Below are 21,774 nucleotides of genomic sequence, written 5' to 3'. Positions count from 1 at the left end.
TCGTGCCGTACCCGGAAGGCCGGATACCTGCCGGGTGTGGGCTCGGTTCGTCAGGCGTCGGGCGGGATTTCCACCCGGCGCACCTCGCCGTCGACCGCGTCGGCGGCCTCGATCTCGCCGCGAGTCACCCCCAGCAGGAACAGCACCGTGTCCAGGTACGGGTGGCTCAGCGAGGCGTCGGCCACCTCCCGCAACGCCGGTTTGGCGTTGAACGCCACCCCGAGCCCCGCCGCCGCCAGCATGTCGATGTCGTTGGCGCCGTCGCCGACGGCGACGGTCTGCGCCATCGGCACCCCCGCCCGCTCGGCGAAGTCCCGCAGCGCCGTGGCCTTGCCGGCGCGGTCGACGATCGGGCCGAGGACCCGCCCGGTGAGTTTGCCGTCGACGATCTCCAGGTCGTTGGCGGCGACGTAGTCCAGCAGCAGCTCCTCGGCCAACGGCTCGATGATCCCCCGGAACCCGCCGGACACCACACCGCAGTGAAAGCCCAAGCGCCGCAACGTCCGCAGCGTCGTCCGGGCGCCGGGCATGAGTTCCAGCTGTCCGGCGACCTCGTCGATCACGGTGGCTGGCAGACCCGCCAGGGTGGCCACCCGCTGCTCGAGCGACTGCGCGAAGTCCAGCTCGCCCCGCATGGCGGCCTCGGTGATGGCGGCGACCTTGCCCTCGGCGCCAGCGCGGGCGGCCAGCATCTCGATCACCTCGCCCTGCACCAGCGTGGAGTCCACGTCGAACACGATCAGCCGTTTGGCCCGCCGCTCGAGGGTGTAGTCCTCGACCGCCACGTCGACGCGCTCCTCGGCCGACACCTGGTTCAGGGCGGTCCGCAGCGCGGCGTCCGATCCCGGCGGCACCGAGACCCGCAGCTCCAGGCCGGTCACCGGGTAGTCGGAGACGCCGCGGATCAGGTCGATGTTGACGCCGAGGCCGGCCACCGCCCGCGCCACCGCCCCGAACGCGCCGGCGGTGATGGGCCGGCCCAGCACGAAGATGGTGTGGGTCGAGGGATCCCGAATGATCGGCACGTCGTCGCTGCGCTCGATGCTGACGTCGAGGCCCACCCTGCGGATGGCCGATTCGACGTCACGGCGCAACTCGGGACCGTCGGCGACGTCCGCGGGACAGCACACCAGCACACCGAGCGTCAGACGGTGCCGGATGACCACCTGTTCGACGTTGAGCAGCTCGACGCCGTGCCGGGAGAGCGCCTCGAAGAGGGCCGACGTGACGCCCGGCTGGTCCACTCCGGTGACGGTGATCAGCACCGACACCTTCGGTGGTGTGCTCACTGGCGATAGCCGCCTATCGGACGATCAGCTGCGCACGTTGACGTCGTCCAGCCTGGTGACGTCCTTGTCCGCCGGGCCGTGCGCCCGGCCCACGTGCGCCTCGGCGCGGAGCCGTTCGACCATGTGCGGGTAGTGCAGCTCGAAAGCCGGGCGTTCCGAACGGATCCGGGGCAGCTCGGTGAAGTTGTGCCGCGGCGGCGGGCAGCTGGTCGCCCACTCCAGCGAGTTGCCGTAGCCCCACGGGTCATCGACGGTCACGACCTCGCCGTAGCGCCAGCTCTTGAAGACGTTCCAGACGAACGGGAACATCGACACGCCCAGGATGAAGGCGCCGATCGTGGAGACGATGTTGAGCCCCTGGAAGCCGTCGCTGGCCAGGTAGTCGGCGTAGCGGCGCGGCATCCCCATATCACCCAGCCAGTGCTGCACCAGGAACGTGGTGTGGAAGCCGATGAAGGTCAACCAGAAGTGCAGCTTGCCCAGCCGCTCGTCGAGCAGCCGGCCGGTCATCTTCGGGAACCAGAAGTACACGCCCGCATAGGTGGCGAACACGATGGTGCCGAAGAGGACGTAGTGGAAGTGCGCGACCACGAAGTAGGTGTCGGTCACGTGGAAGTCCAGCGGCGGGCTGGCCAGCATCACCCCGGTCAGGCCGCCCAGCAGGAAGGTCACCAGGAAGCCCACCGAGAACAGCATCGGGGTCTCGAAGGTGATCTGTCCCTTCCACATCGTGCCGATCCAGTTGAAGAACTTGATCCCCGTCGGCACCGCGATCAAATACGTCATGAACGAGAAGAACGGCAGCAGAACGGCTCCCGTGGCGAACATGTGGTGCGCCCACACCGCGACCGACAACGCGGCGATCGACAGCGTCGCGTAAACCAAGGTGGTGTAACCGAAGACCGGCTTACGGGAGAACACCGGGATGATCTCGGTGACGATCCCGAAGAACGGCAACGCGATGATGTACACCTCGGGATGGCCGAAGAACCAGAACAGGTGCTGCCACAACAGAACCCCGCCGTTGGCGGCGTCATAAACGTGGGCCCCCAGATGCCGGTCGGCCGCCAGCCCGAACAGCGCGGCGGTCAGGATCGGGAACGCGATCAGGATCAGGATCGAGGTCACCAGGATGTTCCAGGTGAAGATCGGCATCCGGAACATCGTCATGCCGGGCGCGCGCATGCACACCACGGTGGTGATCATATTGACCGCACCCAGGATGGTGCCCAGACCCGCGACGATCAGGCCGGTGATCCACAGGTCGCCGCCGGCGCCGGGTGAGTGGACGGCGTCGGACAGCGGGGTGTAGGCCGTCCAGCCGAAGTCCGCGGCCCCGCCCGGGACGATGAAACCGGCCGCCGCGGTCAGACCGCCGAACAGAAAGAGCCAGAACGAGAAGGCGTTCAGCCGCGGGAACGCCACGTCGGGGGCGCCGATCTGCAGCGGCAGCACCAGGTTGGCGAACCCGAACACGACCGGCGTCGCATACAGCAGCAGCATGATCGTGCCGTGCATCGTGAACAGCTGGTTGTACTGCTCGTTCGACAGGAACTGCAGCCCCGGCGCGGCGAGCTCGGTGCGCATCAACAGCGCCATCAGTCCGCCGATGAAGAAGAAGCCGAAGCAGGTGACGGTGTACATGATGCCGATCATCTTGTGATCGGTGGTCGTGATCAATTTGTAGACGAGGTTCCCTTTGGGGCCGGTCCGGTCCGGGTACGGACGAACGGCCTCGAGTTCTCCCAAGGGGGGCGCTTCGGCTGTCAACAGCTTCTCCAAACATCCGGATAGGACAGGGGCCCAAAACAGAGCTGACACGAATCTTAGCCGTCGATCATGCCGACGTCAGGGCTGGTCCTACAAACTGTCGTAATCGGCTTGGCGCTGCGGCGTGTCGTTCCGGCGTGCCGGGCGCAGAGCCGGCGGGTGTTAGCGTCTGACGCGTGCTTTTCGGCCTGATCCGACCCGCGTCGCCGCCCGCGGCCGCCGCGCTGGCTGCGGTGATCGCCGTCACGTGCAGCGGCTGCGGATCCGGCAACCCCGGCTCCAAGGCGCCGACCCCCGCCCTCGTGACCCCCACCACGCAGATCGCGGGCGCCGGCGTGCTCGGAAACGACCGCCGCCCGGACGAGTCGTGCGCGCGGGACTCCGCGGCGGCCGATCCGGGGCCCAAGACGCGGCAGGCCCACAACGCGGCCGGTGTCACCCCCGACGTCGTGCAGGTGCCCGCCGAGCCGCAGCGCATCGTGGTGCTTTCCGGCGACCAGCTCGACGCCCTGTGCGCGCTCGGACTGCAATCGCGGGTGGTCGCCGCCGCGCTGCCCGACGGGTCGTCGAGCCAGCCCGCCTACCTGGGCAGCGCGGTGCACGGCGTGCCCGGCGTCGGGACCCGCAGCAACCCGGACCTGGCCGGGATCGCGGCCACCCACCCGGACCTCATCCTGGGATCGCAGGGCCTGACGCCCAAGTTGTATCCGCAGCTGGCGGCGATCGCCCCGACGGTGTTCACCGCGGCGCCCGGCGCGGCCTGGCAGGACAACCTCCGCGGCGTAGGGGCCGCGACGGCGCGCGGCGCCGCGGTGGACGCGCTGCTCAACGGCTTTTCCCAACGGGCCGGCGACATCGGCGCCCGCCATGACGCCTCCCACTTTCAGGCGTCCATCGTGCAGCTGACCACCAACACGATCCGGGTCTACGGCACCAACAACTTCCCGGCCAGCGTGCTCGGCGCCGTCGGCGTGGACCGGCCGGCGTCCCAACGGTTCACCGACAAGCCCTACATCGAGATCGGCGCCACCGACGACGACCTGGCCAAAAACCCCGACCTCTCCGCCGCCGACGCCGACGTCGTCTACGTGTCGTGCGCGTCACCGGCGGCCGCCCAGCGCGCCGCCACCGTGCTGGACAGCAACCCGTGGCGCAAGCTGTCCGCCAACCACGACAACCGGGTCTACGTCGTCAACGACGAGGTGTGGCAGACCGGCGAGGGCCTGATCGCGGCCCGCGGCATCGTCGACGACCTCCGCCTGGTCAACGCCCCGATCAATTAGCGGCAGGCGAGCGGGTACCCGTCGTCCTAGGGTGATAGCCGGCGGCCACCGTTTGGCCCGGGAACATTACCTTAGCTAAACTTTTGCTGACGCGACCATATCGAAGAGGAATATCATGAGCACTGTTTCGGCCTATGCCGCCACGTCGGCAACCGAACCGTTGACCAAGACCACCATCGAGCGCCGTGAACCCGGTCCGCACGACGTGGCGATCGACATCAAGTTCGCCGGCATCTGCCACTCCGACATCCACACGGCCAAGGGCGAATGGGGTGTGCCGAATTACCCCGTCGTCGTCGGCCATGAGATCGCCGGTGTGGTGCGCGAGGTGGGTTCCGAAGTCACCAAATACAAGCGAGGCGACCACGTCGGGGTGGGCTGCATGGTGAACTCCTGCGGCCAGTGCAGCTCCTGCACGGCCGGCCTCGAGAATTACTGCAAGAAGGGCGCGACCTTCACCTACAACTCCACCGACAAAGACGGCACGCCGACGCAGGGCGGCTACAGCCAGGCGATCGTCGTCGACGAGAACTTCGTCTTGCGCATCCCCGACTCCCTGCCGCTGGACAAGGCGGCGCCGCTGCTGTGCGCGGGGATCACACTATTTTCGCCGTTGCGGCACTGGAAGGCCGGCCCGAACACCCGCCTGGCGATCATCGGCCTGGGCGGCCTGGGGCACATGGGCGTCAAGCTGGGCGCCGCGATGGGCGCCGAGGTGACCGTGCTCTCGCAGTCGCTGAAGAAGATGGAGGACGGCCTGCGGCTGGGCGCCAGTAACTACTACGCGACGGCCGACCCCGCCACCTTCAAGAAGTTGCGCAACAGCTTCGACCTGATACTCAACACCGTGTCGGCGAACCTGAACCTCAACGACTACCTCAGCCTGCTCGACGTCGACGGCACCCTCGTCGAACTGGGCATCCCCGAGCACCCCATGGAGGTGGGGGCGTTCCCGCTGGCGCTGGCGCGGCGCAGCCTCTCCGGGTCGAACATCGGCGGCATCGCCGAAACCCAGGAGATGCTGGACTTCTGCGCCGAACACGACGTGACGCCCGAAATCGAGCTGATCGAGCCGGATTACATCAACGAGGCCTACGAGCGCGTGCTGGCAAGCGACGTCCGCTACCGCTTCGTCATCGACATCTCGAAGCTATGAGGCGACCTCTGACGGTGCTTCGGGCACGCGGTCACGGGCGATGACTTCGGCGGCCTCCGCGTGCTCGTCGTCGGGAACAACCTCGCTCACGTCGATGCCGGCCAACGGCCAGCCGGCCGCGGCCAGCGTGGCGGCCACCCGGATGATGTTCTCCTTGCCGGCGTCGAACTGCGTCATGTCGGAGATGAATTCGGCGATCTCGTCGCGATCGATGACATGGTCGGCGAGCGCCGGGGAGCCGTCCTTGGTAATTTCGCGCACCACCTCGCGGATCTGGTCTTCGGTCAGCGGGGTGCTGCGCAGCAAGGCCATCAGCGGCACGCGGTCGGGGCCGGGAACGCCACCCGGGTAGCCGACCTGCAGCCACTGAATCACTGAACGCAAGAAATGGTGGCGGTGATCCTTCTCGGAGGATGCGGTTGTCGTCACCAGAACAGTTTCGGGCAGTGGCATCAGCCACGCTAGCGAGCCGTCACGGGATCCCCACAATTCATATGCCGTTCATTGCCCGAACATGTGCGGGCCGGGCGCGGCGCTTGCGGTCAATGTCTCGTTTTGTCATGGCCGATCCCTACCATCGAGGCGTGCTCAAGGCGCTCGTCGTCATCCCGCTGGCCTGCGGGCTGTTGGTCGGCCTCGCCGAGCACAACCCCGGGCTGGGCTTCGTGGCGTTTTACCTGGCCCTGCTGCTCGCGGTGCTGGCCGGCTGGGCAACCCGTGCTCATTGGCCGCGCGCGGGACGCGCCATGTTGGGCGCTGTCGACGCCATGGACGGCGTCGAGTTCGAACGCTATGTCGCGGGGCGGCTGCGCCGGGCCGGTTGGCGCGTCACCTTCACCCCACCGGTCGGGGACTACGGCGTCGACCTGATCGCCGAAAAGGACGGCCACTCGGTGGCGGTCCAGTGCAAGCGCTACGGCAAATCCGTTGGCGTGGCCGCCGTTCAGCAGGTGGTATCCGGCGCCCGCCACCACGGGTGCACCAGGAGCATCGTCGTGAGCAATCGGGAATTCACCAGGGCCGCAAAGCAATTGGCACACACCCACGGCTGCCAACTGATCGGCCGCAAAGTCCTCCAGGGTTGGGTGCCCCCGCTCGCGGGAGGCGCCAAGAATCCCGTGGGAAGAAAATCGGCCCGGCCGGTGTCTGAATAGATGATCGGGCCGGCCCCAGTCCCTCCCCCCCGACGGTGCGGCCGGCCCGATTCTCAATCAACCAGCGAAATCAGAAGTCCCAGTCCTCATCCTCGGTGACGACGGCCTTGCCGATCACGTACGAGGACCCCGAACCGGAGAAGAAGTCGTGGTTCTCGTCGGCGTTGGGTGAGAGCGCCGAGAGGATCGCGGGGTTCACGTCGGTCTCGTCCCGCGGGAACAGCGCCTCGTAGCCGAGGTTCATCAGCGCCTTGTTGGCGTTGTAGCGCAGAAACTTCTTGACGTCCTCGGTGAGCCCGACCTCGTCGTAGAGGTCCTGGGTGTACTCCACCTCGTTGTCGTACAGCTCGAACAGCAGCTCGTAGGTGTAGTCCTTGAGCTCGGCGCGCTTGGCCTCGTCCACCAGCGCCAGCCCACGCTGGTACTTGTAGCCGATGTAGTACCCGTGCACGGCCTCGTCGCGGATGATCAGCCGGATCATGTCGGCGGTGTTGGTCAGCTTGGCCCGGCTCGACCAGTACATCGGCAGGTAGAAGCCGGAGTAGAACAGGAAGCTTTCCAGCAGCGTCGAGGCCACCTTGCGCTTGAGCGGCTCGTCGCCCTTGTAGTACTGCATGACGATCTCGGCCTTGCGCTGCAGGTTGGGGTTCTCCTCCGACCAGCGGAAGGCGTCGTCGATCTCGGCGGTCGAGCACAGCGTGGAGAAGATGTTGCTGTAGCTGCGCGCGTGGACCGACTCCATGAAGGCGATGTTGGTGTAGACGGCTTCCTCGTGCGGCGTCAGCGCGTCGGGGATCAGGCTGACGGCGCCGACCGTGCCCTGGATGGTGTCCAGCAGCGTCAGCCCGGTGAACACTCGCATGGTCAGCTGCTTTTCACCGGGCGTCAGCGTTGCCCAGGACGGGAGGTCGTTGGACACCGGCACCTTCTCGGGCAGCCAGAAGTTTCCGGTCAGCCGGTCCCAGACCTCGGCGTCCTTCTCGTCCTGCAGCCGGTTCCAGTTGATCGCCGAAACGCGGTCAATCAGCTTCATGTTCTCGGTCACCAGAACCCCACTTCACGCGCCGTTTTGCCTGCGGATGACTAGAGCTCAAACACTACCCCTGGGGTACGACAAGCCGCGGCAACACAACACGTTGTGTCTTCCGTGTCGTAACCCGACTCTTGGCCCAGTACAGCTTTCGCACGTTGTGGCCGACCCTGTTCAACGGCGCGCACAACACGTACCATTTGGTACATGATTACCGAAGACAGCGTCGAGATCGACGCGCCGCCGCAGCTCGTGTGGGATGTCTTCAGCGAGGTGGAGCGCTGGCCCGAGTGGACCGCCTCGGTGACCTCGCTGATCGGACGGGACGGGCCCACGCTGGCAGTGGGCAGACGGTTCGCGATCAAACAGCCCGGCATGGCGAAGCTGGTCTGGAAGGTCACCGAGATCGATCCGGGCACGTCGTGGACGTGGGTGCAACGCTCCCCCGGCGTGCGCGTGAGCGCCCGGCACGACGTCATCGCACAACCGGGCGGGCGCACCCTGGTGCGCCAGCGGCTGGATCAGGGCGGCGTGCTCGGCGCCCCGATCGGCCGGTTGATGCTCAACAAGACCAAGCGATTCCTCAAACTCGAGGCTCAAGGACTCAAGGCCCGGTCTGAGCAGCTCAGCCGGGCCGATGGCTCGCACTCCTGACTCCGAACGGCGCAGGCAGCTCCTCGACACGCTCGTCACCGAGTTCGCGGCCGGCGGGGTCGGCGATCGATCGTTGCGCGACGTGGCCGCCGCGGTGGGCACCAGCCACCGAATGCTGTTGCACCACTTCGGGTCTCGAGAGGAACTGCTGCTGGCGGTCGTCGAGGAGGTGGAGCGCCGCCAGATGGGCGTGCTGGCCGAGCTGCCCCGGACACCGGCCGAGGGCTTCGCCGCCATGTGGGCCGATGTCCGCCGCCCCGAGCTTCGCCAAGCCGAACGCCTCTTCTTCGAGTGCTACGCGCGCGCGGCTCAGGGCGAAAAGCCGTTCGCCCGTATGGTTCCCGGCGCGGTCGACGGCTGGCTCGCGGAGGTCGGGGCCGTGGCGGACCCCACCGACGGGCGGATCGATCGGGCCATGGCGCGGCTCGGGCTGGCCGTCATCCGCGGCCTGCTGCTGGACCTGGTGGCCACCGACGACGAGGCGGGCGTCGACGCGGCCGCGCAAGCCTTCACCGAACTCCTCAGGCGCGGCGCCTGATCCGCCTCACTCCCCCTTTGGCAACAGGGCGATGATCGTGTCCACGAGTTCCTCGGCGTCGGTGTGCCACTTATCCAGGTCGAGGTGGCCGCTCAGGTCCAGACCGGTGATGCCGTGGGCGGTCGTCAAAAGCAGTGCCCCATAACGCCTTGCCTGCCGGGGGCCGGTGATGCGGCCCACGATGTCGAGAAACAGGTTCTGCGTGCGTTCGGCGGCGCGCACCGCCGCCTCGGGCGGGTCGCCCGGGGGCGGGGTAAACATCAGGCGATACAGGTGCGGCCGGCTGCGGCCGAGAGCGATCAGCGAAAGAAGACCGGATCGCAATGACACCTCGGGCGGGTCGTCGCTGGCGGCCAACACCTCGAGAGAGTCGCCCAGTTCACCGAGCGCGTTCGCGGCGAGGACGGTGAGCAGCGACTGCTTGTCGGCGAAGTGGCGGTACGCCGCCGATCGCGACACGCCGCTGCGAGCGCCCACCTCTCGCAGCGTCACGGCCTCGACTCCGCCGAGGTCGAGCAGCACCTCCGCGGCCTCGAGCAGCGAACGGCGAGTCGCCGCGGCGCTCTCCGAGCGAGTCGTCACCGGCTGAGCATATGTCGGCGCTTCAGTTGACATTGTCAACTCAGCTGTTAGTTTGAGATGACAGCGTCAACTCAATCCGCCCCTGGAGACCGCCATGACTTCCCCGCATCCCCCCGAACGCAACCAGCTGATCGTGGTGACCGGTGCCTCTACCGGTATCGGCGCCGCCACCGCAAGACAATTGGCCCGCAACGGTTTTCACGTTCTTGCCGGCGTGCGCCGCGCGGTCGACGCCGATGCGTTGCGGGCCGAACGCATCGAACCGCACATCCTCGACATCACCGTCGAGTCGGACGTGGCCGCGATCGCCGCCCGCGTCGCGAATGATCCGCTGCGCCGACCGCTGCGCGCGTTGGTCAACAACGCCGGCATTGCGATCAACGCGCCGGTGGAGACGTTGCCGCTTGACCAGTGGCGCAAGCAGTTCGAGGTCAACCTGTTCGGGCACATCGCGATGACTCAGGCGCTGTTGCCGGCCCTACTGCTCAGCTCGGGCACCGTCGTGAACATAAGTTCCGTCGGCGGGAAGGTGGTCTTGCCGACCTACGGCGCATATGCCGGCTCGAAGTTCGCGCTCGAGGCGGTCAGCGATGCCCTGCGCCGAGAGGTCGGTGATTTCGGGATCAAGGTCGTCGTCGTCGAACCCGGTGCGGTCAAGACCGAGATGGCCGAGCGCGGAATCGCGACTGCGGAGGGACTGATGGCCAACATGACCGCCGACCAACTCGCGCGCTACGACGCGCTCGCGGCAGCCGTCACGGCCCAAGCCCGGTCGTTCGGCGAGGACGGCGTCTCGGCCGAACACGCCGCCACAGTGATTGTCAAGGCCGCGACCGCGTCCCGTCCGAGAACTCGCTACACCATCGGCCGCGACGCCGCGATATTGCTGCGGATCAGCCGCGTCGTGTCCGACCGGGTACTGGACCGCATCGTGCGCATGAACCTTCGCTCATTCGCGAAAAGCTCAGCCCCCGACGGCCGCCGCGCGACGGCCGGCACGTGAGTCGGCGCCGAAGAACTGATACTCCTCCGGCTTGACCGAGCGAGTCGCGCGCCAGTACTCCCAGGTATAGCCGCCCCACAGCACGGTGTTCTTGCCGTGCTCGTCGAGGTACCAGCTGGCGCAGCCACCGGTGTTCCACACCGAGTGCGACAGCCTGCGTTGCAGCTCGTCGTTGAATCGGTCCTGGGCCTCGCGCGTGGGCGCCAGCGCCTGCGCGCCCAGCTTGTCGCAGGTCTTGATGGCACTGGCGACGTAGTGGATCTGGGATTCGATCATGAAAACCACCGAGTTGTGCCCGAGCCCGGTGTTGGGTCCGAGCAGGAAGAAAAGGTTGGGCACGTCGGCGACGGTGATGCCGCGATGCGCGCCGATGCCCTCGCGGTTCCAGCGGTCGACCAGGTCCTCCCCATGCCGCCCCTTGATCTGGACGTAGGTGTAGGAATCGGTGACGTGGAAGCCGGTGGCGTAGACGATCACGTCCACCTTGTGCTCGCGGCCGTCGGCGGTGACGATCCCGTCCCGCGTGATTCGGCTGATGCCCTCTGTGATCAATTGGGTCTTGGGGTCCGCGACCGCGCGGTAATACGTGGAGGAGTTCAGGATTCGCTTGCACCCGATGCGGTAGTGCGGGGTCAGCTTGCGGCGCAGGTCGCGGTCCTTCACCGAGCGGCGAATGTTGTACTTGCAGTAGGCCTCGATGAACTTCAGTGCGTTCGGCCGCTTGGTCATGCCGACGGCCAACGCCTCTTGTCCCCAATAGAGCGCGAGACGCACCAGCGCCCGCAGGCCCGGTACGTTCGCCATGGCCCGGCGCAGCGCGTCGGGAATCTCGGGGTTGGAACGCGGCACCACCCACGGCGGGGTGCGTTGGTAGAGCTGAAGTTCGGCGACCTGCCCGACGATCTCCGGGACGATCTGGATCGCGCTGGCGCCGGTGCCGATGATCGCCACCCGCTTGCCGGTCAGATCGACGCTGTGGTCCCACTCCGCCGAATGGAAAGCGGGACCGGCGAATTCGTCGCGTCCCTCGATGTCGGGAAACGACGGGATGTGCAGCGCGCCCGCGCCGGAGATCAGAAACTGGGCGACGTACTCGCGGCCGTCGGCGGTGAACACGTGCCACCGATTCTCGTCGTCGTCCCAATGAGCGCGATCCACCAGCGAGTTGAACACCATGTAGCGGCGCAGCCCGTACTTGTCCGTGACCCCCTTGAGGTAGTCCCAGATCTCGGGCTGATAGGAGAACGGGTTCTTCCAGTCGGGCTTGGGCTCGAACGAGAACGAGTACAGGTGCGACGGGATGTCGCAGGCACAGCCGGGGTAGCTATTGTCTCGCCAGGTGCCCCCGACGTCTTCGGCCTTCTCCAGGATGACGAAGTCCACGCCCTGCTGTTGCAAGGCGATCGCCATTCCGAGACCGGAGAAGCCGGTCCCGATGATGAGGGCTCGGGTGTGCACGGGCTCGTGCGCCTGAGTCGGCTCGACGTCTGTCATGGCTTCGGTCACGGTAGATCGGTCTTCCTGTTAGCTCCCGCAAATACCCAGTACCCAGGGTATCGAATGGCACGAGTGTTGACGATCGCCGTAGCGATGTCAACGTGCCAAAAGTCCTCAGCTCGCCGCGGGGTTGCTGGGCACCACGCTGTGCACCGGCTGATCGGGGTCCAACGCGATGCCCAGCGCCTCAGCCGTGCCCAGGATCACCCCGATCATGATCGTCGTCAGGTGGGCGACGAATTGCTCGCGCGGCATCCGCCGCGGGCTGTCGGGGTCGGGGCCCAACCACCACTCGGTGGCCGACGCGGCCGAGCCGAACGCGGCGTGCCCGGCCAGTTCGATCGCCGCGTGGTCCAGCTCCATCTCGCGGAGCTCGTTGTCGAACATGTCGGCCACGGCCAGGGTGATCCCACGGCCCTCGTTGAGGATCTGGGGGCTCGCCGCCGAGCGGCCCTGGATGAAGACCCGCAGCACGTTGGGGTGCTGGTCGACGAGGTTGACGTACTCCTCGACGGCGCGACGGATCACCTCGCGGGCCGAGTCGGTCTTCAGGTCGATCGACGGGAAGATGGCCCCCCACAGCATGTCGCGCAGCCGTTCCCCGATGGCCCGGAACAGGTCGGCCTTGTCGTGGAAATGCCGATAGATCTTGGGCTTGGCGGTGCCGGCCTCCTCGGCGATCTCCCGCACGCTGAGCTCGGGACCCAGTCGGTCGATGGCGCGGAAGGCCGCGTCCACGATTTCGCCGCGCACCTTCTTGCGGTGTTCGCGCCAACGCTCGCTGCGCGCGTCGACCTTCGCCCCGGGCGGCTTCACGCCGGGGTGCGGTGGTCGCGGAATTCTCACCACATCAAGCACCATACCGCGTAGACCCGCTGACCTGGGCAGACCGGCGCCGCGGCGGCAGCCGGCCTTCACCAGCGCACGTTCGGCGAGATGTCGAGCCGCCTACAGCATGCAGGACACGCAGCCCTCGACCTCGGTGCCCTCGAGGGCCATCTGCCGCAGCCGGATGTAGTAGAGCGTCTTGATGCCCTTGCGCCAGGCATAGATCTGCGCCTTGTTCACGTCGCGGGTGGTGGCGGTGTCCTTGAAGAACAGCGTCAGGCTCAGCCCCTGGTCCACGTGCTGGGTGGCCGCGGCGTAGGTGTCGATGACCTTTTCGTACCCGATCTCGTAGGCGTCCTGGAAGTACTCCAGGTTTTCGTTGGTCATGTAGGGCGCCGGGTAGTAGACGCGGCCGATCTTGCCTTCCTTGCGGATCTCGACCTTGCTGGCGATCGGGTGGATCGAGCTGGTGGAGTGGTTGATGTAGGAGATCGACCCCGTCGGCGGGACGGCCTGCAGGTTCTGGTTGTAGATGCCGTACTCCTGCACCGACTCCTTCAGCCGCTTCCAGTCGTCCTGGGTCGGGATCCGAATGTCCGCGTCGGCGAAGAGCTGACGCACCTTGTCGGTCTGCGGCTCCCATACCTGGTCGATGTACTTGTCGAAGAACTCCCCCGAGGCGTACTTGGACCGCTCGAACCCGCCGAACGCCCTGCCGCGTTCGATGGCGATGCGGTTCGACGCCCGCAGCGCGTGATACAGCACGCAGTAGAAGTAGATGTTGGTGAAGTCGATGCCTTCCTCGGAGCCATAGAAGATGCGCTCGCGCGCCAGGTAGCCGTGCAGGTTCATCTGCCCGAGGCCGATCGCGTGAGATTCGTTGTTGCCCTGCTCGATCGAGGGCACCGACGTGATGTGGGTCTGGTCGCTCACCGCGGTCAGCGCGCGGATCGCCACCTCGATCGTCTGGGCGAAGTCCGGTGAGTCCATGGCCTTGGCGATGTTCAGCGAGCCGAGGTTGCACGAAATGTCCTTGCCCACCTTGGAATACGACAGGTCGTCGTTGAACTCCGACGGCGTGGACACCTGCAGGATCTCCGAGCACAGGTTCGAGTGTGTGATCTTGCCGTCGATCGGGTTGGCCCGGTTCACCGTGTCCTCGTACATGATGTAGGGGTAGCCGGACTCGAACTGCAGCTCGGCCAGCGTCTGGAAGAACTCCCGTGCCTTGATCTTCGTCTTGCGGATGCGCGCGTCGTCGACCATCTCGTAGTACTTCTCGGTCACCGAGATGTCGGCGAACGGCACCCCGTAGACCCGCTCGACGTCGTACGGCGAGAACAGGTACATGTCCTCGTTCTTCTTGGCCAGCTCGAAGGTGATGTCGGGAATCACCACGCCCAGGCTCAGCGTCTTGATCCGGATCTTCTCGTCGGCGTTCTCACGCTTGGTGTCCAGGAAGCGGTAGATGTCGGGGTGATGCGCGTGCAGGTACACCGCGCCGGCGCCCTGGCGCGCGCCCAACTGGTTGGCGTAGGAGAACGAATCCTCCAGCAGCTTCATGATCGGGATGACGCCCGAGGACTGGTTCTCGATGTTCTTGATCGGCGCGCCGTGCTCGCGAATGTTGGTCAGCAGCAACGCAACTCCCCCGCCGCGCTTGGACAGCTGCAGAGCGGAGTTGATCGATCGCCCGATCGACTCCATGTTGTCCTCGATGCGCAGCAAAAAGCAGCTCACCGGTTCGCCGCGCTGCTTCTTGCCCGAGTTCAGGAACGTCGGGGTGGCCGGCTGGAAGCGGCCGTCGATGATCTCGTCGACGAGCTTCTCGGCCAGTCCGGTGTCGCCGGCGGCGAGGGTCAGCGCCACCATGACCACGCGGTCCTCGAAGCGCTCCAGGTAGCGCTTACCGTCGAACGTCTTCAGCGTGTAGGAGGTGTAGTACTTGAACGCGCCGAGGAAGGTCGGGAACCGGAACTTCTTGGCGTAGGCGCGGTCCAGCAGCTCCTTGACGAAGTTGCGCGAGTACTGGTCGAGAACCTCACGCTCGTAGTAGTTCTCGCGGATCAGGTAGTCGAGCTTCTCGTCCTGGTTGTGGAAGAAGACCGTGTTCTGGTTGACGTGCTGCAGAAAGTATTGGCGCGCCGCCAGCACGTCCTTGTCGAACTGAATCCTGCCGTCAGCGTCGTACAGGTTCAGCATCGCGTTCAGCGCGTGGTAGTCCGTCTCACCGGGCAACGCGTGCGCGCCGGACGTTACAGGCTCTGCAGTGACGGTTGGTGGCACGTCTGTTCCTTCCAGAAATCTTCCAAGCCCGCTCGGACGGCTTCCACGTCGTCCGGGGTTCCCATCAGTTCGAAGCGATAAAGGTACGGAACGCCGCATTTGCGCGAGATCACGTTGCCCGCGTAGGCGAATTCGGCACCGAAGTTGTTGTTGCCCGCGGCGATGACGCCGCGGATCAGCGACCGGTTGTGCTCGTTGTTCAGGAATGCGATGACCTGCTTGGGGACGTAGCCACCGGCATTGAGGTCCGGGGTGGCCCGGCCGCCGCCGTAGGTGGGCACGATCAGCACGTACGGCTCGTCGACCTCGATACGGCCATGCAGCGGTATCCGCGTGGCGGGAACACCCAGCTTCTGCACGAAACGGTGGGTGTTCTCCGACACCGAGGAGAAATAGACGAGTGGCGCTGCCGTGGACGCGGCAGCGGTGTCCCGAGCCCGGCGAAACGGGTCGCCACTCATCCAGCTTGGGTTGCGCGACTGCACCGCAACCTCCTTCTTACCTAACGTCCGCCGCTAACCACTCAGGCGCTGATCGCCGATTCCGCGAGCGCCTTGATGCGGTCCGGCCGGAACCCCGACCAGTGCTCGTTCTCCGCCACCACCACGGGCGCCTGCAGGTACCCCAGCGCCATCACGTAGTCGCGCGCCTCGTTATCCAGCGTGATGTCGACCTTCTCGTAGCCGATGCCCTGCTTGTCCAGGGCTTTGAACGTGGCGCTGCACTGCACACATGCCGGCTTGGTGTACACGGTGATGCTCATAGAAGCCGCTCCTTTGCGGAAGGTGGGACTCGTTACGGACTGGCAACTACTCGGTACTACGTCTTCGCTGTGTTCCAGCGGCCCGTCAAGCCCCCACATTCCCGTCGTTCTGCCGTCGGGGTCGAATGACCCATCGAGCCGATTTCGGGTGGTGAACCAGGCCCCGGTCGGGCTGGTGAACCTGGGATCTGCCGGTGCTCGAAACACTACACCTAGTGGCCGACAAGATAACCAGATACAAGATGTTCGGAATAACATTTCTGAAATTCGCTGGTCGTAAGCCCTTCGGACGACACGCACACGGCGTGTCGCAGGTCACATTCCTCGACGAAGCCGCCCATGCCAATCGTTGTATCACCGGCCACCGACAAGTCCCCCCGCCGTCGGCCTCTTCCGGCGGCCGGGTCCGCCACCAGCAAAGCCGCCAGCGAGAGCTGGCGGCTTCTGCTATGCGGTCGTGGCAACCGTGCTGGTTGCCCGCCGAGGGGCTTGTCGACTTCCGCCAATCAGCCGATTTCGGCGACCAGCTTCCCGACGACGTCACGCACGTTCGCCGTCAGCTCGGGGTGCTCAGCCGGGGCCTTGCCCGCCAAAGTTGTGAACGGCACCGACAACTTGATGGAGTCGACCACCCGGGCGCCGGCGATTCCGAACGACTTGCGGGTCTCGTCGTGTGCCCACACCCCGCCGTAGCGACCAAAGCCTCCCCCGATCACCGCCAACGGCTTGCCCTTCAGGGCGCCGTCACCGAACGGGCGGGACACCCAGTCGATCGCGTTCTTGATGACGGCCGGGATGCTCCCGTTGTATTCCGGGGTGACCACCAGCGCGGCGTCGGCGTCCGCCGCCGCGGCGCGCAGGGCGGCCACCGGGGCCAGCCGCGGGGCGTCGGGGTTCATGGCTTCGTCAATCTCTTCGTTGTAGAAAGGCACGTCGTTCAGACCCTCGAAAATCGTTACGCTGACACCCTCGGGCGCGACAGCTGCCGCCAGTTCCGCGATCTGACGGTTGACCGACGCCGTGCGCAGACTGCCCACCAACGCCAAGATCTTGATCTCTGCCAATGTTCCGTTCCCTTCGGTATTGGACTACATCCTCCCACGGCGCAACCGGACTGTAGTCCGGTTTATTCCGGCGGCGTTAAAGTGCAGTCATGAGCGAACGGCCGGGCGGGTTGCCCGTGTGCGCTCCGCAGGTGGTTCACCAAGAGCGGGGCGACGCGGCACGCAACCGCGCGCTCTTGCTCCAGGCTGCCCGAAACCTGGTCGCCGAGCGCGGCGCCGACGCCATCACCATGGACGACATCGCCGCTGCCGCCGGGGTCGGCAAGGGCACGCTGTTCCGCCGCTTCGGCAGCAGGGCCGGGCTGATGCTGGTGTTGCTCGACGAAGACGAGCAGGCCAGCCAGCAAGCGTTTCTGTTCGGGCCGCCGCCCCTGGGCCCCGGCGCGCCGCCAACGGAGCGGCTGGTCGCGTTCGGCCGCGAGCGCATCCGGTTCGCCCACACACACCACGAACTGCTGTCGGCCGCCAACCGTGATCCGCAGAACCGTCACAATGCACCTGCGATGGTGCAACGCACCCACGTGCGGATCCTGCTGAAGGCGGCCCAATCCACCGGGGACCTCGATGTGCAGACCGATGCGTTGCTGGCTCTGCTGGACGTGGACTACATCGAGCACCAACTCGCCGAAGGCGGCCACACCCTGCAGACGCTGGGCGACGCATGGGAAAGCCTGGCGCGCAAGCTTTGCGGGCGGTGACGCCCGAATGGCCGCGCCGACACCGAGCTGGGTCCTGCACGTCGACCTCGATCAGTTTCTGGCGTCGGTGGAGTTGCGCCGTCGCCCGGAGTTGGCCGGGCGGCCGGTGATCGTCGGCGGTAACGGCGACCCGTCCGAACCGCGCAAGGTCGTCACCTGCGCTTCCTACGAGGCCCGCGAATTCGGGGTGCACGCCGGCATGCCGTTGCGGGCGGCCGCGCGCCGCTGCCCCGAGGCGACGTTTCTGCCGTCGGACGCGGCCGCCTACGACGCGGCCTCCGAAGAAGTGATGGCGTTGCTGCGCGACCTGGGACACCCGGTCGAGGTGTGGGGCTGGGACGAGGCGTATGTCGGGGTGACGGGCGCCGACCCGACCGAAGTGGCCGACGAGATCCGGGCGGTCATCTCGTCGGAAACCGGGCTGTCCTGTTCGGTCGGCATCAGCGACAACAAGCAGCGCGCGAAGGTCGCGACCGGTTTCGCCAAACCGGCCGGCGTCTTCGCGCTCACCGACGCGAACTGGCTGACCCTGATGGCGGACCGTCGCGTCGATGCGCTGTGGGGCGTCGGACCCAAGACCGCGAAAAAGCTTGCCGCCCTTGGGATCGCGACGGTGAGGGAGCTAGCGCACAGCGACGCGGAGCTGCTGACGTCGGCATTCGGCCCGCGCACCGGGCTGTGGCTGTTGCTGCTGGCCAAGGGCGGCGGAGACACCGGCGTCAGCGCCGAGCCGTGGATCCCGCGCTCGCGCAGCCACGTCGTCACCTTCCCGCGAGACCTCACCGATCGCGCCGAAATGGATTCGTCCATCACGCGATTGGCCGAGCAGGCGCTGGCCGACGTGCTCGCGTCGGACCGCGTCGTGACCCGGGTCGCGGTCACCGTGCGGACCGCGACGTTCTACACCCGCACCAAAATCCGCAAGCTGGCAGCGCCCACCACCGATCGCGACACCATCGTCGCCGCGGCGCTGCGCGTGCTGGACCTATTCGAGCTCGACCGCCCGGTCCGGCTGCTCGGGGTGCGCCTCGAACTGGCCATGGGAGACTAGCGGTGCCGGGGCGGGCCGCAGCGCCCGGGTGAACACCACGTTGACCTGACGCATCGCCACGCTGTAGGGCCACCAGGCCAGCCGCTTGAACGCATACAGCGCCCTGATATCCGCCGACGTGTAGATGAGGTAGCGGTTCTTGGCCACCCCGGCCAAGATCTTCTCGGCCGCCTTCTCCGGCGAGACGGCGTGGCCGCTGAACCGGTTCACCCACCGGGCCACCTTCGGGTCTTCGCGGTCCACCCCGGCGATCTCGACGGTTTGCACCAGCGGGGTGTTCACCGCGCCCGGCACCACGACCGACACCCCGATGCGGTGCCGGGCCAGGTCGAAGCGCAGCACCTCGGACAGGCCGCGCAGGCCGTACTTGCTGGCGCTGTAGGCGGCGTGCCACGGGAGCGCGACCAGCCCGGCCGCCGACGACACGTTGACCAGGTGCCCGCCGTTGCGGGCGGCCACCATCGCCGGGACGAACGTTTCGATGACGTGGATCGGCCCCATCAGGTTGATCGCGATCATCTTGCTCCACTGCTCGTGCGTCAGCCGGTCGACGGTCCCCCAGGCGGACACTCCGGCGACGTTGAGCACCACGTCCATGCTCGGATGGCTGCGATGGATGTCGGCGGCGAACGCCGCCACCTGCTCATAACTCGCGATGTCGAGGGCCCGATGCTCGGACACCCGCGCTCCCAGCGCGCGGGCGTCGGCCACGGTCCGCTCGAGGCCGTCCCGGTCACGGTCGGTGAGAAAGAGCTCGGCGCCCTGGGCGGCCAACCGCAACGCGGTGGCGCGGCCGATGCCGCTGGCCGCCCCGGTCACCAGACACCGTTTGCCTGCGTAGTACCCCTGCTGCTGCCCCATTGCCGTGACGATACCGGCGGTAACGCCTCGCCTAGGGACACCCGCTCCAGAGCGCGTGCAGCCACAGTCGCTCGAGCACGCGCACGCGGCGGTCGCGATCGCTGTCGCGGCCGGCCAGGATCGGGTCGCCGGTCAGCATCAGCGCGGTGGTGCCGGCGAGAGTGCGGATCAGCGTCGGCAGGTCGTCGCTGATCGGGCTGGCCGTCCCGGCCTTCATCTCGGCCTCGACGATGGAGACGATCTGGCCCAGCACCACCTCGAATTGTTGGTCCATGAGATTGCGGATCTCGACGTCGGTGTTGCGGGCCTCGTTGCACGCGCTCATCACGGGGTCGTTGTGCGCGTACACGGCGGCCGCGCTGCCGACCATGCGCTTGGCGAACTGCTCCGGCGACTCGCCGGGCTGCCGCGGCGCGAAATCCTGCGTGAGCTCCTCGAGCTCCTGGGCGGCCTCGGCCATCAGCTGGGCCAGTACGGCGTATTTGGAGTCGAAGTAGAAGTAGAAGCCGGACCGGGCCACCCCGGCCCGCAGGCTGATGGTGCTGACCGACAGCTCCGCGAACGGCTTCTCCTGCAGCAGTTCCCGCACCGCCTGCAGGATCGCCTGGCGCTGTTTGTCGCCGCGCCGTTGCCCGCCAGGCTCGGGCGTGGCGGGGTGGCTGCTCATTCCCTGACCTTGCACCACGCCGCTCGAAAAGCAAACTTGACAGCCGTCAAGTTTTTTCCGAAGGTTATAAGACAGTGACGGCTGTCACCTCGGAGGGAACGCAAAGGAGCGTCTATGACCGCCACGATCAGCACCCCGCAGTACCTGCTGGACCAGGCGCGGCGCCGGTTCACCCCGACGCTGAACACGATCCCGGGGATGGGTGCGGTCGAAAGGCGCCTGCTCGCCCACGACTGGGAAACCAAGGTCTTGGCCGAGCCGCCCGCCGGCAGCGGCCTCAAACCCGTGGTGGGCGATGCCGGGCTCCCGATCCTCGGCCACATCATCGAGATGTTCCGGGGCGGGCCGGACTACGCGCTGCATCTCTATCGCACCCGCGGCCCCCTGCACTTCCTCGACTCGCCGATCATGCCGGCGGTCACCGCGCTGGGACCGGACGCCACCCAGGCCGTGTTCTCGAACAAGAACAAGGACTTTTCGCAGAAGGGCTGGCACCCGGTGATCGGGCCGTTCTTCAACCGCGGCCTGATGATGCTGGACTTCGACGAGCACATGTACCACCGGCGCATCATGCAGGAGGCCTTCACCCGCACCCGGCTGACCGGTTACGTCGAGCACATCGACCGGGTCGCGAGCGACATCGTCGCCAACTGGCCGACGAACGACGCCCGGTTCCTGTTCCACCCGGCGATGAAGGAACTCACCCTGGACATCGCCTCCCTGGTGTTCATGGGACACGAGCCGGGCACCGATCACGACCTGGTCACCAAGGTCAACCAGGCGTTCACGATCACGACCCGCGCCGGCGGCGCGATCATCCGCCAGCCGCTTCCGCCGTTCAAGTGGTGGCGCGGGCTGCGGGCCCGCAAGCTGCTCGAGGACTACTTCGCCGACCGGGTCAAGGAGCGCCGCAACGCCACCGGCAACGACATGCTGACGGTGTTGTGCCACACCGAGGACGACGACGGCAACAGCTTCACCGACGAAGACATCGTCAACCACATGATCTTCTTGATGATGGCCGCCCACGACACGTCGACGTCGACGACCACCACGATGGTCTACAACATGGCGGCAAACCCGGAGTGGCAGGAGCGCGCGCGGGAGGAGTCGGCGCGGCTCGGCGACGGACCGCTGGACATCGAGGCGCTGGAGAAGCTGGAAACGCTCGAACTGATCATGAACGAGTCGCTGCGCATGGTGACGCCGCTGCCGTTCAACATGCGCCAGGCGGTCCGCGACACCGAGCTGCTCGGCCACTACATCCCGGCCGGGACCAACATCACCATCTGGCCCGGCATGAACCACCGGTTGCCCGAATTGTGGACGGACCCGGACAAATTCGATCCCGAACGCTTCGCCGAGCCGCGCTCCGAGCACAAGAAGCACCGATACGCCTTCGCGCCGTTCGGCGGCGGCGCGCACAAGTGCATCGGCATGGTGTTCGGGCAGCTCGAGGTCAAGACCGTCGTGCATCGGCTGCTGCGCCGCTACCGGCTGGAGCTGGCCCGGCCGGGCTATCAGCCGCACCTGGACTACGGCGGCATGCCGATACCGATGGACGGCATGCCGATCGTGCTGCGCCCGCTGTAGGCCAGCG

The 21,774-nt window shown here is 66.7% G+C and carries 22 protein-coding genes; 9 read left to right on the top strand and 13 right to left on the bottom strand.

Annotation, left to right across the window (positions count from 1 at the left end; translation table 11 throughout):
* Positions 1-50: 50 nt before the first annotated feature.
* Both serB and ctaD read right to left on the bottom strand, forming a co-directional pair.
* Complete coding sequence (gene serB, locus G6N51_RS26650; protein WP_083174265.1) at positions 51-1,289, bottom strand: phosphoserine phosphatase SerB; 1,239 nt, start codon at positions 1,287-1,289, stop codon at positions 51-53.
* Between the two features lie 24 nt (positions 1,290-1,313).
* Positions 1,314-3,059 carry an aa3-type cytochrome oxidase subunit I gene (gene ctaD / locus G6N51_RS26645; protein ID WP_163750844.1) on the bottom strand — a complete coding sequence of 582 codons (1,746 nt, stop codon included), beginning with the start codon at positions 3,057-3,059 and terminating at the stop codon, positions 1,314-1,316.
* Positions 3,060-3,235: 176 nt separating this feature from the next.
* Between ctaD and G6N51_RS26640 the strand changes: the two genes are divergently transcribed.
* Positions 3,236-4,342: an iron-siderophore ABC transporter substrate-binding protein gene (locus G6N51_RS26640; RefSeq protein WP_163750843.1), complete on the top strand. Its 1,107-nt coding sequence runs from the start codon at positions 3,236-3,238 to the stop codon at positions 4,340-4,342.
* A gap of 115 nt (positions 4,343-4,457) precedes the next feature.
* Complete coding sequence (locus G6N51_RS26635) at positions 4,458-5,498, top strand: NAD(P)-dependent alcohol dehydrogenase (RefSeq protein ID WP_083175186.1); 1,041 nt, start codon at positions 4,458-4,460, stop codon at positions 5,496-5,498.
* Here G6N51_RS26635 and G6N51_RS26630 read toward each other — a convergent pair.
* Complete coding sequence (locus G6N51_RS26630) at positions 5,493-5,927, bottom strand: DUF3349 domain-containing protein (RefSeq protein WP_232078490.1); 435 nt, start codon at positions 5,925-5,927, stop codon at positions 5,493-5,495. The genes G6N51_RS26635 and G6N51_RS26630 overlap by 6 nt on opposite strands.
* 131 nt (positions 5,928-6,058) lie before the next feature.
* Between G6N51_RS26630 and G6N51_RS26625 the strand changes: the two genes are divergently transcribed.
* Positions 6,059-6,652 (top strand): restriction endonuclease, encoded by a 594-nt coding sequence (locus tag G6N51_RS26625; protein ID WP_276055275.1) that lies wholly within the window; start codon positions 6,059-6,061, stop codon positions 6,650-6,652.
* 70 nt (positions 6,653-6,722) lie between these two features.
* Here G6N51_RS26625 and nrdF read toward each other — a convergent pair whose 3' ends face one another.
* Entirely contained in the window at positions 6,723-7,697 is a 975-nt protein-coding gene (gene nrdF, locus G6N51_RS26620) for a class 1b ribonucleoside-diphosphate reductase subunit beta (RefSeq protein WP_170826133.1), read from the bottom strand.
* A 192-nt stretch (positions 7,698-7,889) separates the two neighbouring features.
* On the opposite strand from nrdF, the gene G6N51_RS26615 reads away from it, so the two are divergent.
* Together G6N51_RS26615 and G6N51_RS26610 are read left to right on the top strand one after the other, a co-directional pair.
* A complete protein-coding gene (locus G6N51_RS26615; RefSeq protein WP_083175182.1) occupies positions 7,890-8,336 on the top strand; it encodes an SRPBCC family protein in 447 nt (148 codons plus the stop codon).
* Positions 8,320-8,874 carry a TetR/AcrR family transcriptional regulator gene (locus tag G6N51_RS26610; RefSeq protein WP_083175180.1) on the top strand — a complete coding sequence of 185 codons (555 nt, stop codon included), beginning with the start codon at positions 8,320-8,322 and terminating at the stop codon, positions 8,872-8,874. Before G6N51_RS26615 ends, G6N51_RS26610 begins: the two co-directional genes overlap by 17 nt.
* A gap of 6 nt (positions 8,875-8,880) precedes the next feature.
* Here G6N51_RS26610 and G6N51_RS26605 read toward each other — a convergent pair whose 3' ends face one another.
* Entirely contained in the window at positions 8,881-9,456 is a 576-nt protein-coding gene (locus tag G6N51_RS26605) for a TetR/AcrR family transcriptional regulator (protein WP_083175177.1), read from the bottom strand.
* A 94-nt stretch (positions 9,457-9,550) separates the two neighbouring features.
* On the opposite strand from G6N51_RS26605, the gene G6N51_RS26600 reads away from it, so the two are divergent.
* The gene (locus tag G6N51_RS26600; RefSeq protein WP_083175174.1) at positions 9,551-10,459 is read left to right on the top strand and encodes an SDR family NAD(P)-dependent oxidoreductase; all 909 of its coding nucleotides are present in this window, start codon (positions 9,551-9,553) and stop codon (positions 10,457-10,459) included.
* Here the strand turns inward: G6N51_RS26600 and G6N51_RS26595 are convergent.
* The 6 genes from G6N51_RS26595 to G6N51_RS26570 all read right to left on the bottom strand — a co-directional run bounded on the left by G6N51_RS26595 (position 10,421) and on the right by G6N51_RS26570 (position 16,897).
* On the bottom strand, positions 10,421-11,953 hold the full coding sequence (locus tag G6N51_RS26595; protein ID WP_083175221.1) for a flavin-containing monooxygenase: 1,533 nt from the start codon (positions 11,951-11,953) through the stop codon (positions 10,421-10,423). The genes G6N51_RS26600 and G6N51_RS26595 overlap by 39 nt on opposite strands.
* A gap of 117 nt (positions 11,954-12,070) precedes the next feature.
* The gene (locus tag G6N51_RS26590; RefSeq protein WP_142275212.1) at positions 12,071-12,805 is read right to left on the bottom strand and encodes a TetR/AcrR family transcriptional regulator; all 735 of its coding nucleotides are present in this window, start codon (positions 12,803-12,805) and stop codon (positions 12,071-12,073) included.
* A gap of 99 nt (positions 12,806-12,904) precedes the next feature.
* Positions 12,905-15,070 carry a class 1b ribonucleoside-diphosphate reductase subunit alpha gene (gene nrdE / locus G6N51_RS26585; protein ID WP_083175172.1) on the bottom strand — a complete coding sequence of 722 codons (2,166 nt, stop codon included), beginning with the start codon at positions 15,068-15,070 and terminating at the stop codon, positions 12,905-12,907.
* Positions 15,040-15,531 (bottom strand): class Ib ribonucleoside-diphosphate reductase assembly flavoprotein NrdI, encoded by a 492-nt coding sequence (nrdI, locus tag G6N51_RS26580; RefSeq protein ID WP_083175169.1) that lies wholly within the window; start codon positions 15,529-15,531, stop codon positions 15,040-15,042. The genes nrdE and nrdI overlap by 31 nt, the downstream gene beginning before the upstream one ends.
* A gap of 62 nt (positions 15,532-15,593) precedes the next feature.
* On the bottom strand, positions 15,594-15,833 hold the full coding sequence (gene nrdH / locus G6N51_RS26575; protein WP_083175166.1) for a glutaredoxin-like protein NrdH: 240 nt from the start codon (positions 15,831-15,833) through the stop codon (positions 15,594-15,596).
* A gap of 506 nt (positions 15,834-16,339) precedes the next feature.
* The gene (locus G6N51_RS26570; RefSeq protein WP_174814344.1) at positions 16,340-16,897 is read right to left on the bottom strand and encodes an NAD(P)H-dependent oxidoreductase; all 558 of its coding nucleotides are present in this window, start codon (positions 16,895-16,897) and stop codon (positions 16,340-16,342) included.
* Positions 16,898-16,986: 89 nt separating this feature from the next.
* Between G6N51_RS26570 and G6N51_RS26565 the strand changes: the two genes are divergently transcribed.
* Both G6N51_RS26565 and G6N51_RS26560 read left to right on the top strand, forming a co-directional pair.
* Complete coding sequence (locus G6N51_RS26565) at positions 16,987-17,595, top strand: TetR/AcrR family transcriptional regulator (RefSeq protein ID WP_083175163.1); 609 nt, start codon at positions 16,987-16,989, stop codon at positions 17,593-17,595.
* Between the two features lie 7 nt (positions 17,596-17,602).
* The gene (locus G6N51_RS26560; RefSeq protein WP_083175160.1) at positions 17,603-18,646 is read left to right on the top strand and encodes a DNA polymerase IV; all 1,044 of its coding nucleotides are present in this window, start codon (positions 17,603-17,605) and stop codon (positions 18,644-18,646) included.
* Here G6N51_RS26560 and G6N51_RS26555 read toward each other — a convergent pair.
* Together G6N51_RS26555 and G6N51_RS26550 are read right to left on the bottom strand one after the other, a co-directional pair.
* The gene (locus G6N51_RS26555) at positions 18,581-19,507 is read right to left on the bottom strand and encodes an SDR family oxidoreductase (RefSeq protein ID WP_083175157.1); all 927 of its coding nucleotides are present in this window, start codon (positions 19,505-19,507) and stop codon (positions 18,581-18,583) included. The two genes, G6N51_RS26560 and G6N51_RS26555, sit on opposite strands and share 66 nt — an antisense overlap.
* 31 nt (positions 19,508-19,538) lie before the next feature.
* On the bottom strand, positions 19,539-20,174 hold the full coding sequence (locus G6N51_RS26550) for a TetR/AcrR family transcriptional regulator (RefSeq protein ID WP_083175154.1): 636 nt from the start codon (positions 20,172-20,174) through the stop codon (positions 19,539-19,541).
* A gap of 114 nt (positions 20,175-20,288) precedes the next feature.
* Here G6N51_RS26550 and G6N51_RS26545 point away from each other — a divergent pair, with 114 nt between their 5' ends.
* A complete protein-coding gene (locus G6N51_RS26545) occupies positions 20,289-21,767 on the top strand; it encodes a cytochrome P450 (protein ID WP_083175152.1) in 1,479 nt (492 codons plus the stop codon).
* Positions 21,768-21,774: the final 7 nt, after the last annotated feature.

The sequence above is a fragment of the Mycobacterium paraseoulense genome, assembly GCF_010731655.1.
GTDB lineage: Bacteria > Actinomycetota > Actinomycetes > Mycobacteriales > Mycobacteriaceae > Mycobacterium > Mycobacterium paraseoulense.
Note: the sequence above shows the minus strand (reverse complement) of the source record. Positions and strands in the feature narration are given on the sequence as shown.

Bases quoted from the DNA above. Each gene is read 5' to 3' on its own strand.
- G6N51_RS26625 (WP_276055275.1), top strand. From the start codon at position 6,059: ATGGCCGATCCCTACCATCGAGGCGTGCTCAAGGCGCTCGTCGTCATC.
- nrdH (WP_083175166.1), bottom strand. From the start codon at position 15,833: ATGAGCATCACCGTGTACACCAAGCCGGCATGTGTGCAGTGCAGCGCC.
- G6N51_RS26635 (WP_083175186.1), top strand. From the start codon at position 4,458: ATGAGCACTGTTTCGGCCTATGCCGCCACGTCGGCAACCGAACCGTTG.
- G6N51_RS26560 (WP_083175160.1), top strand. From the start codon at position 17,603: ATGGCCGCGCCGACACCGAGCTGGGTCCTGCACGTCGACCTCGATCAG.
- G6N51_RS26600 (WP_083175174.1), top strand. From the start codon at position 9,551: ATGACTTCCCCGCATCCCCCCGAACGCAACCAGCTGATCGTGGTGACC.
- G6N51_RS26555 (WP_083175157.1), bottom strand. From the start codon at position 19,507: ATGGGGCAGCAGCAGGGGTACTACGCAGGCAAACGGTGTCTGGTGACC.
- G6N51_RS26595 (WP_083175221.1), bottom strand. From the start codon at position 11,953: ATGACAGACGTCGAGCCGACTCAGGCGCACGAGCCCGTGCACACCCGA.
- G6N51_RS26615 (WP_083175182.1), top strand. From the start codon at position 7,890: ATGATTACCGAAGACAGCGTCGAGATCGACGCGCCGCCGCAGCTCGTG.
- G6N51_RS26565 (WP_083175163.1), top strand. From the start codon at position 16,987: ATGAGCGAACGGCCGGGCGGGTTGCCCGTGTGCGCTCCGCAGGTGGTT.
- G6N51_RS26545 (WP_083175152.1), top strand. From the start codon at position 20,289: ATGACCGCCACGATCAGCACCCCGCAGTACCTGCTGGACCAGGCGCGG.
- G6N51_RS26610 (WP_083175180.1), top strand. From the start codon at position 8,320: ATGGCTCGCACTCCTGACTCCGAACGGCGCAGGCAGCTCCTCGACACG.
- nrdI (WP_083175169.1), bottom strand. From the start codon at position 15,531: ATGAGTGGCGACCCGTTTCGCCGGGCTCGGGACACCGCTGCCGCGTCC.
- G6N51_RS26550 (WP_083175154.1), bottom strand. From the start codon at position 20,174: ATGAGCAGCCACCCCGCCACGCCCGAGCCTGGCGGGCAACGGCGCGGC.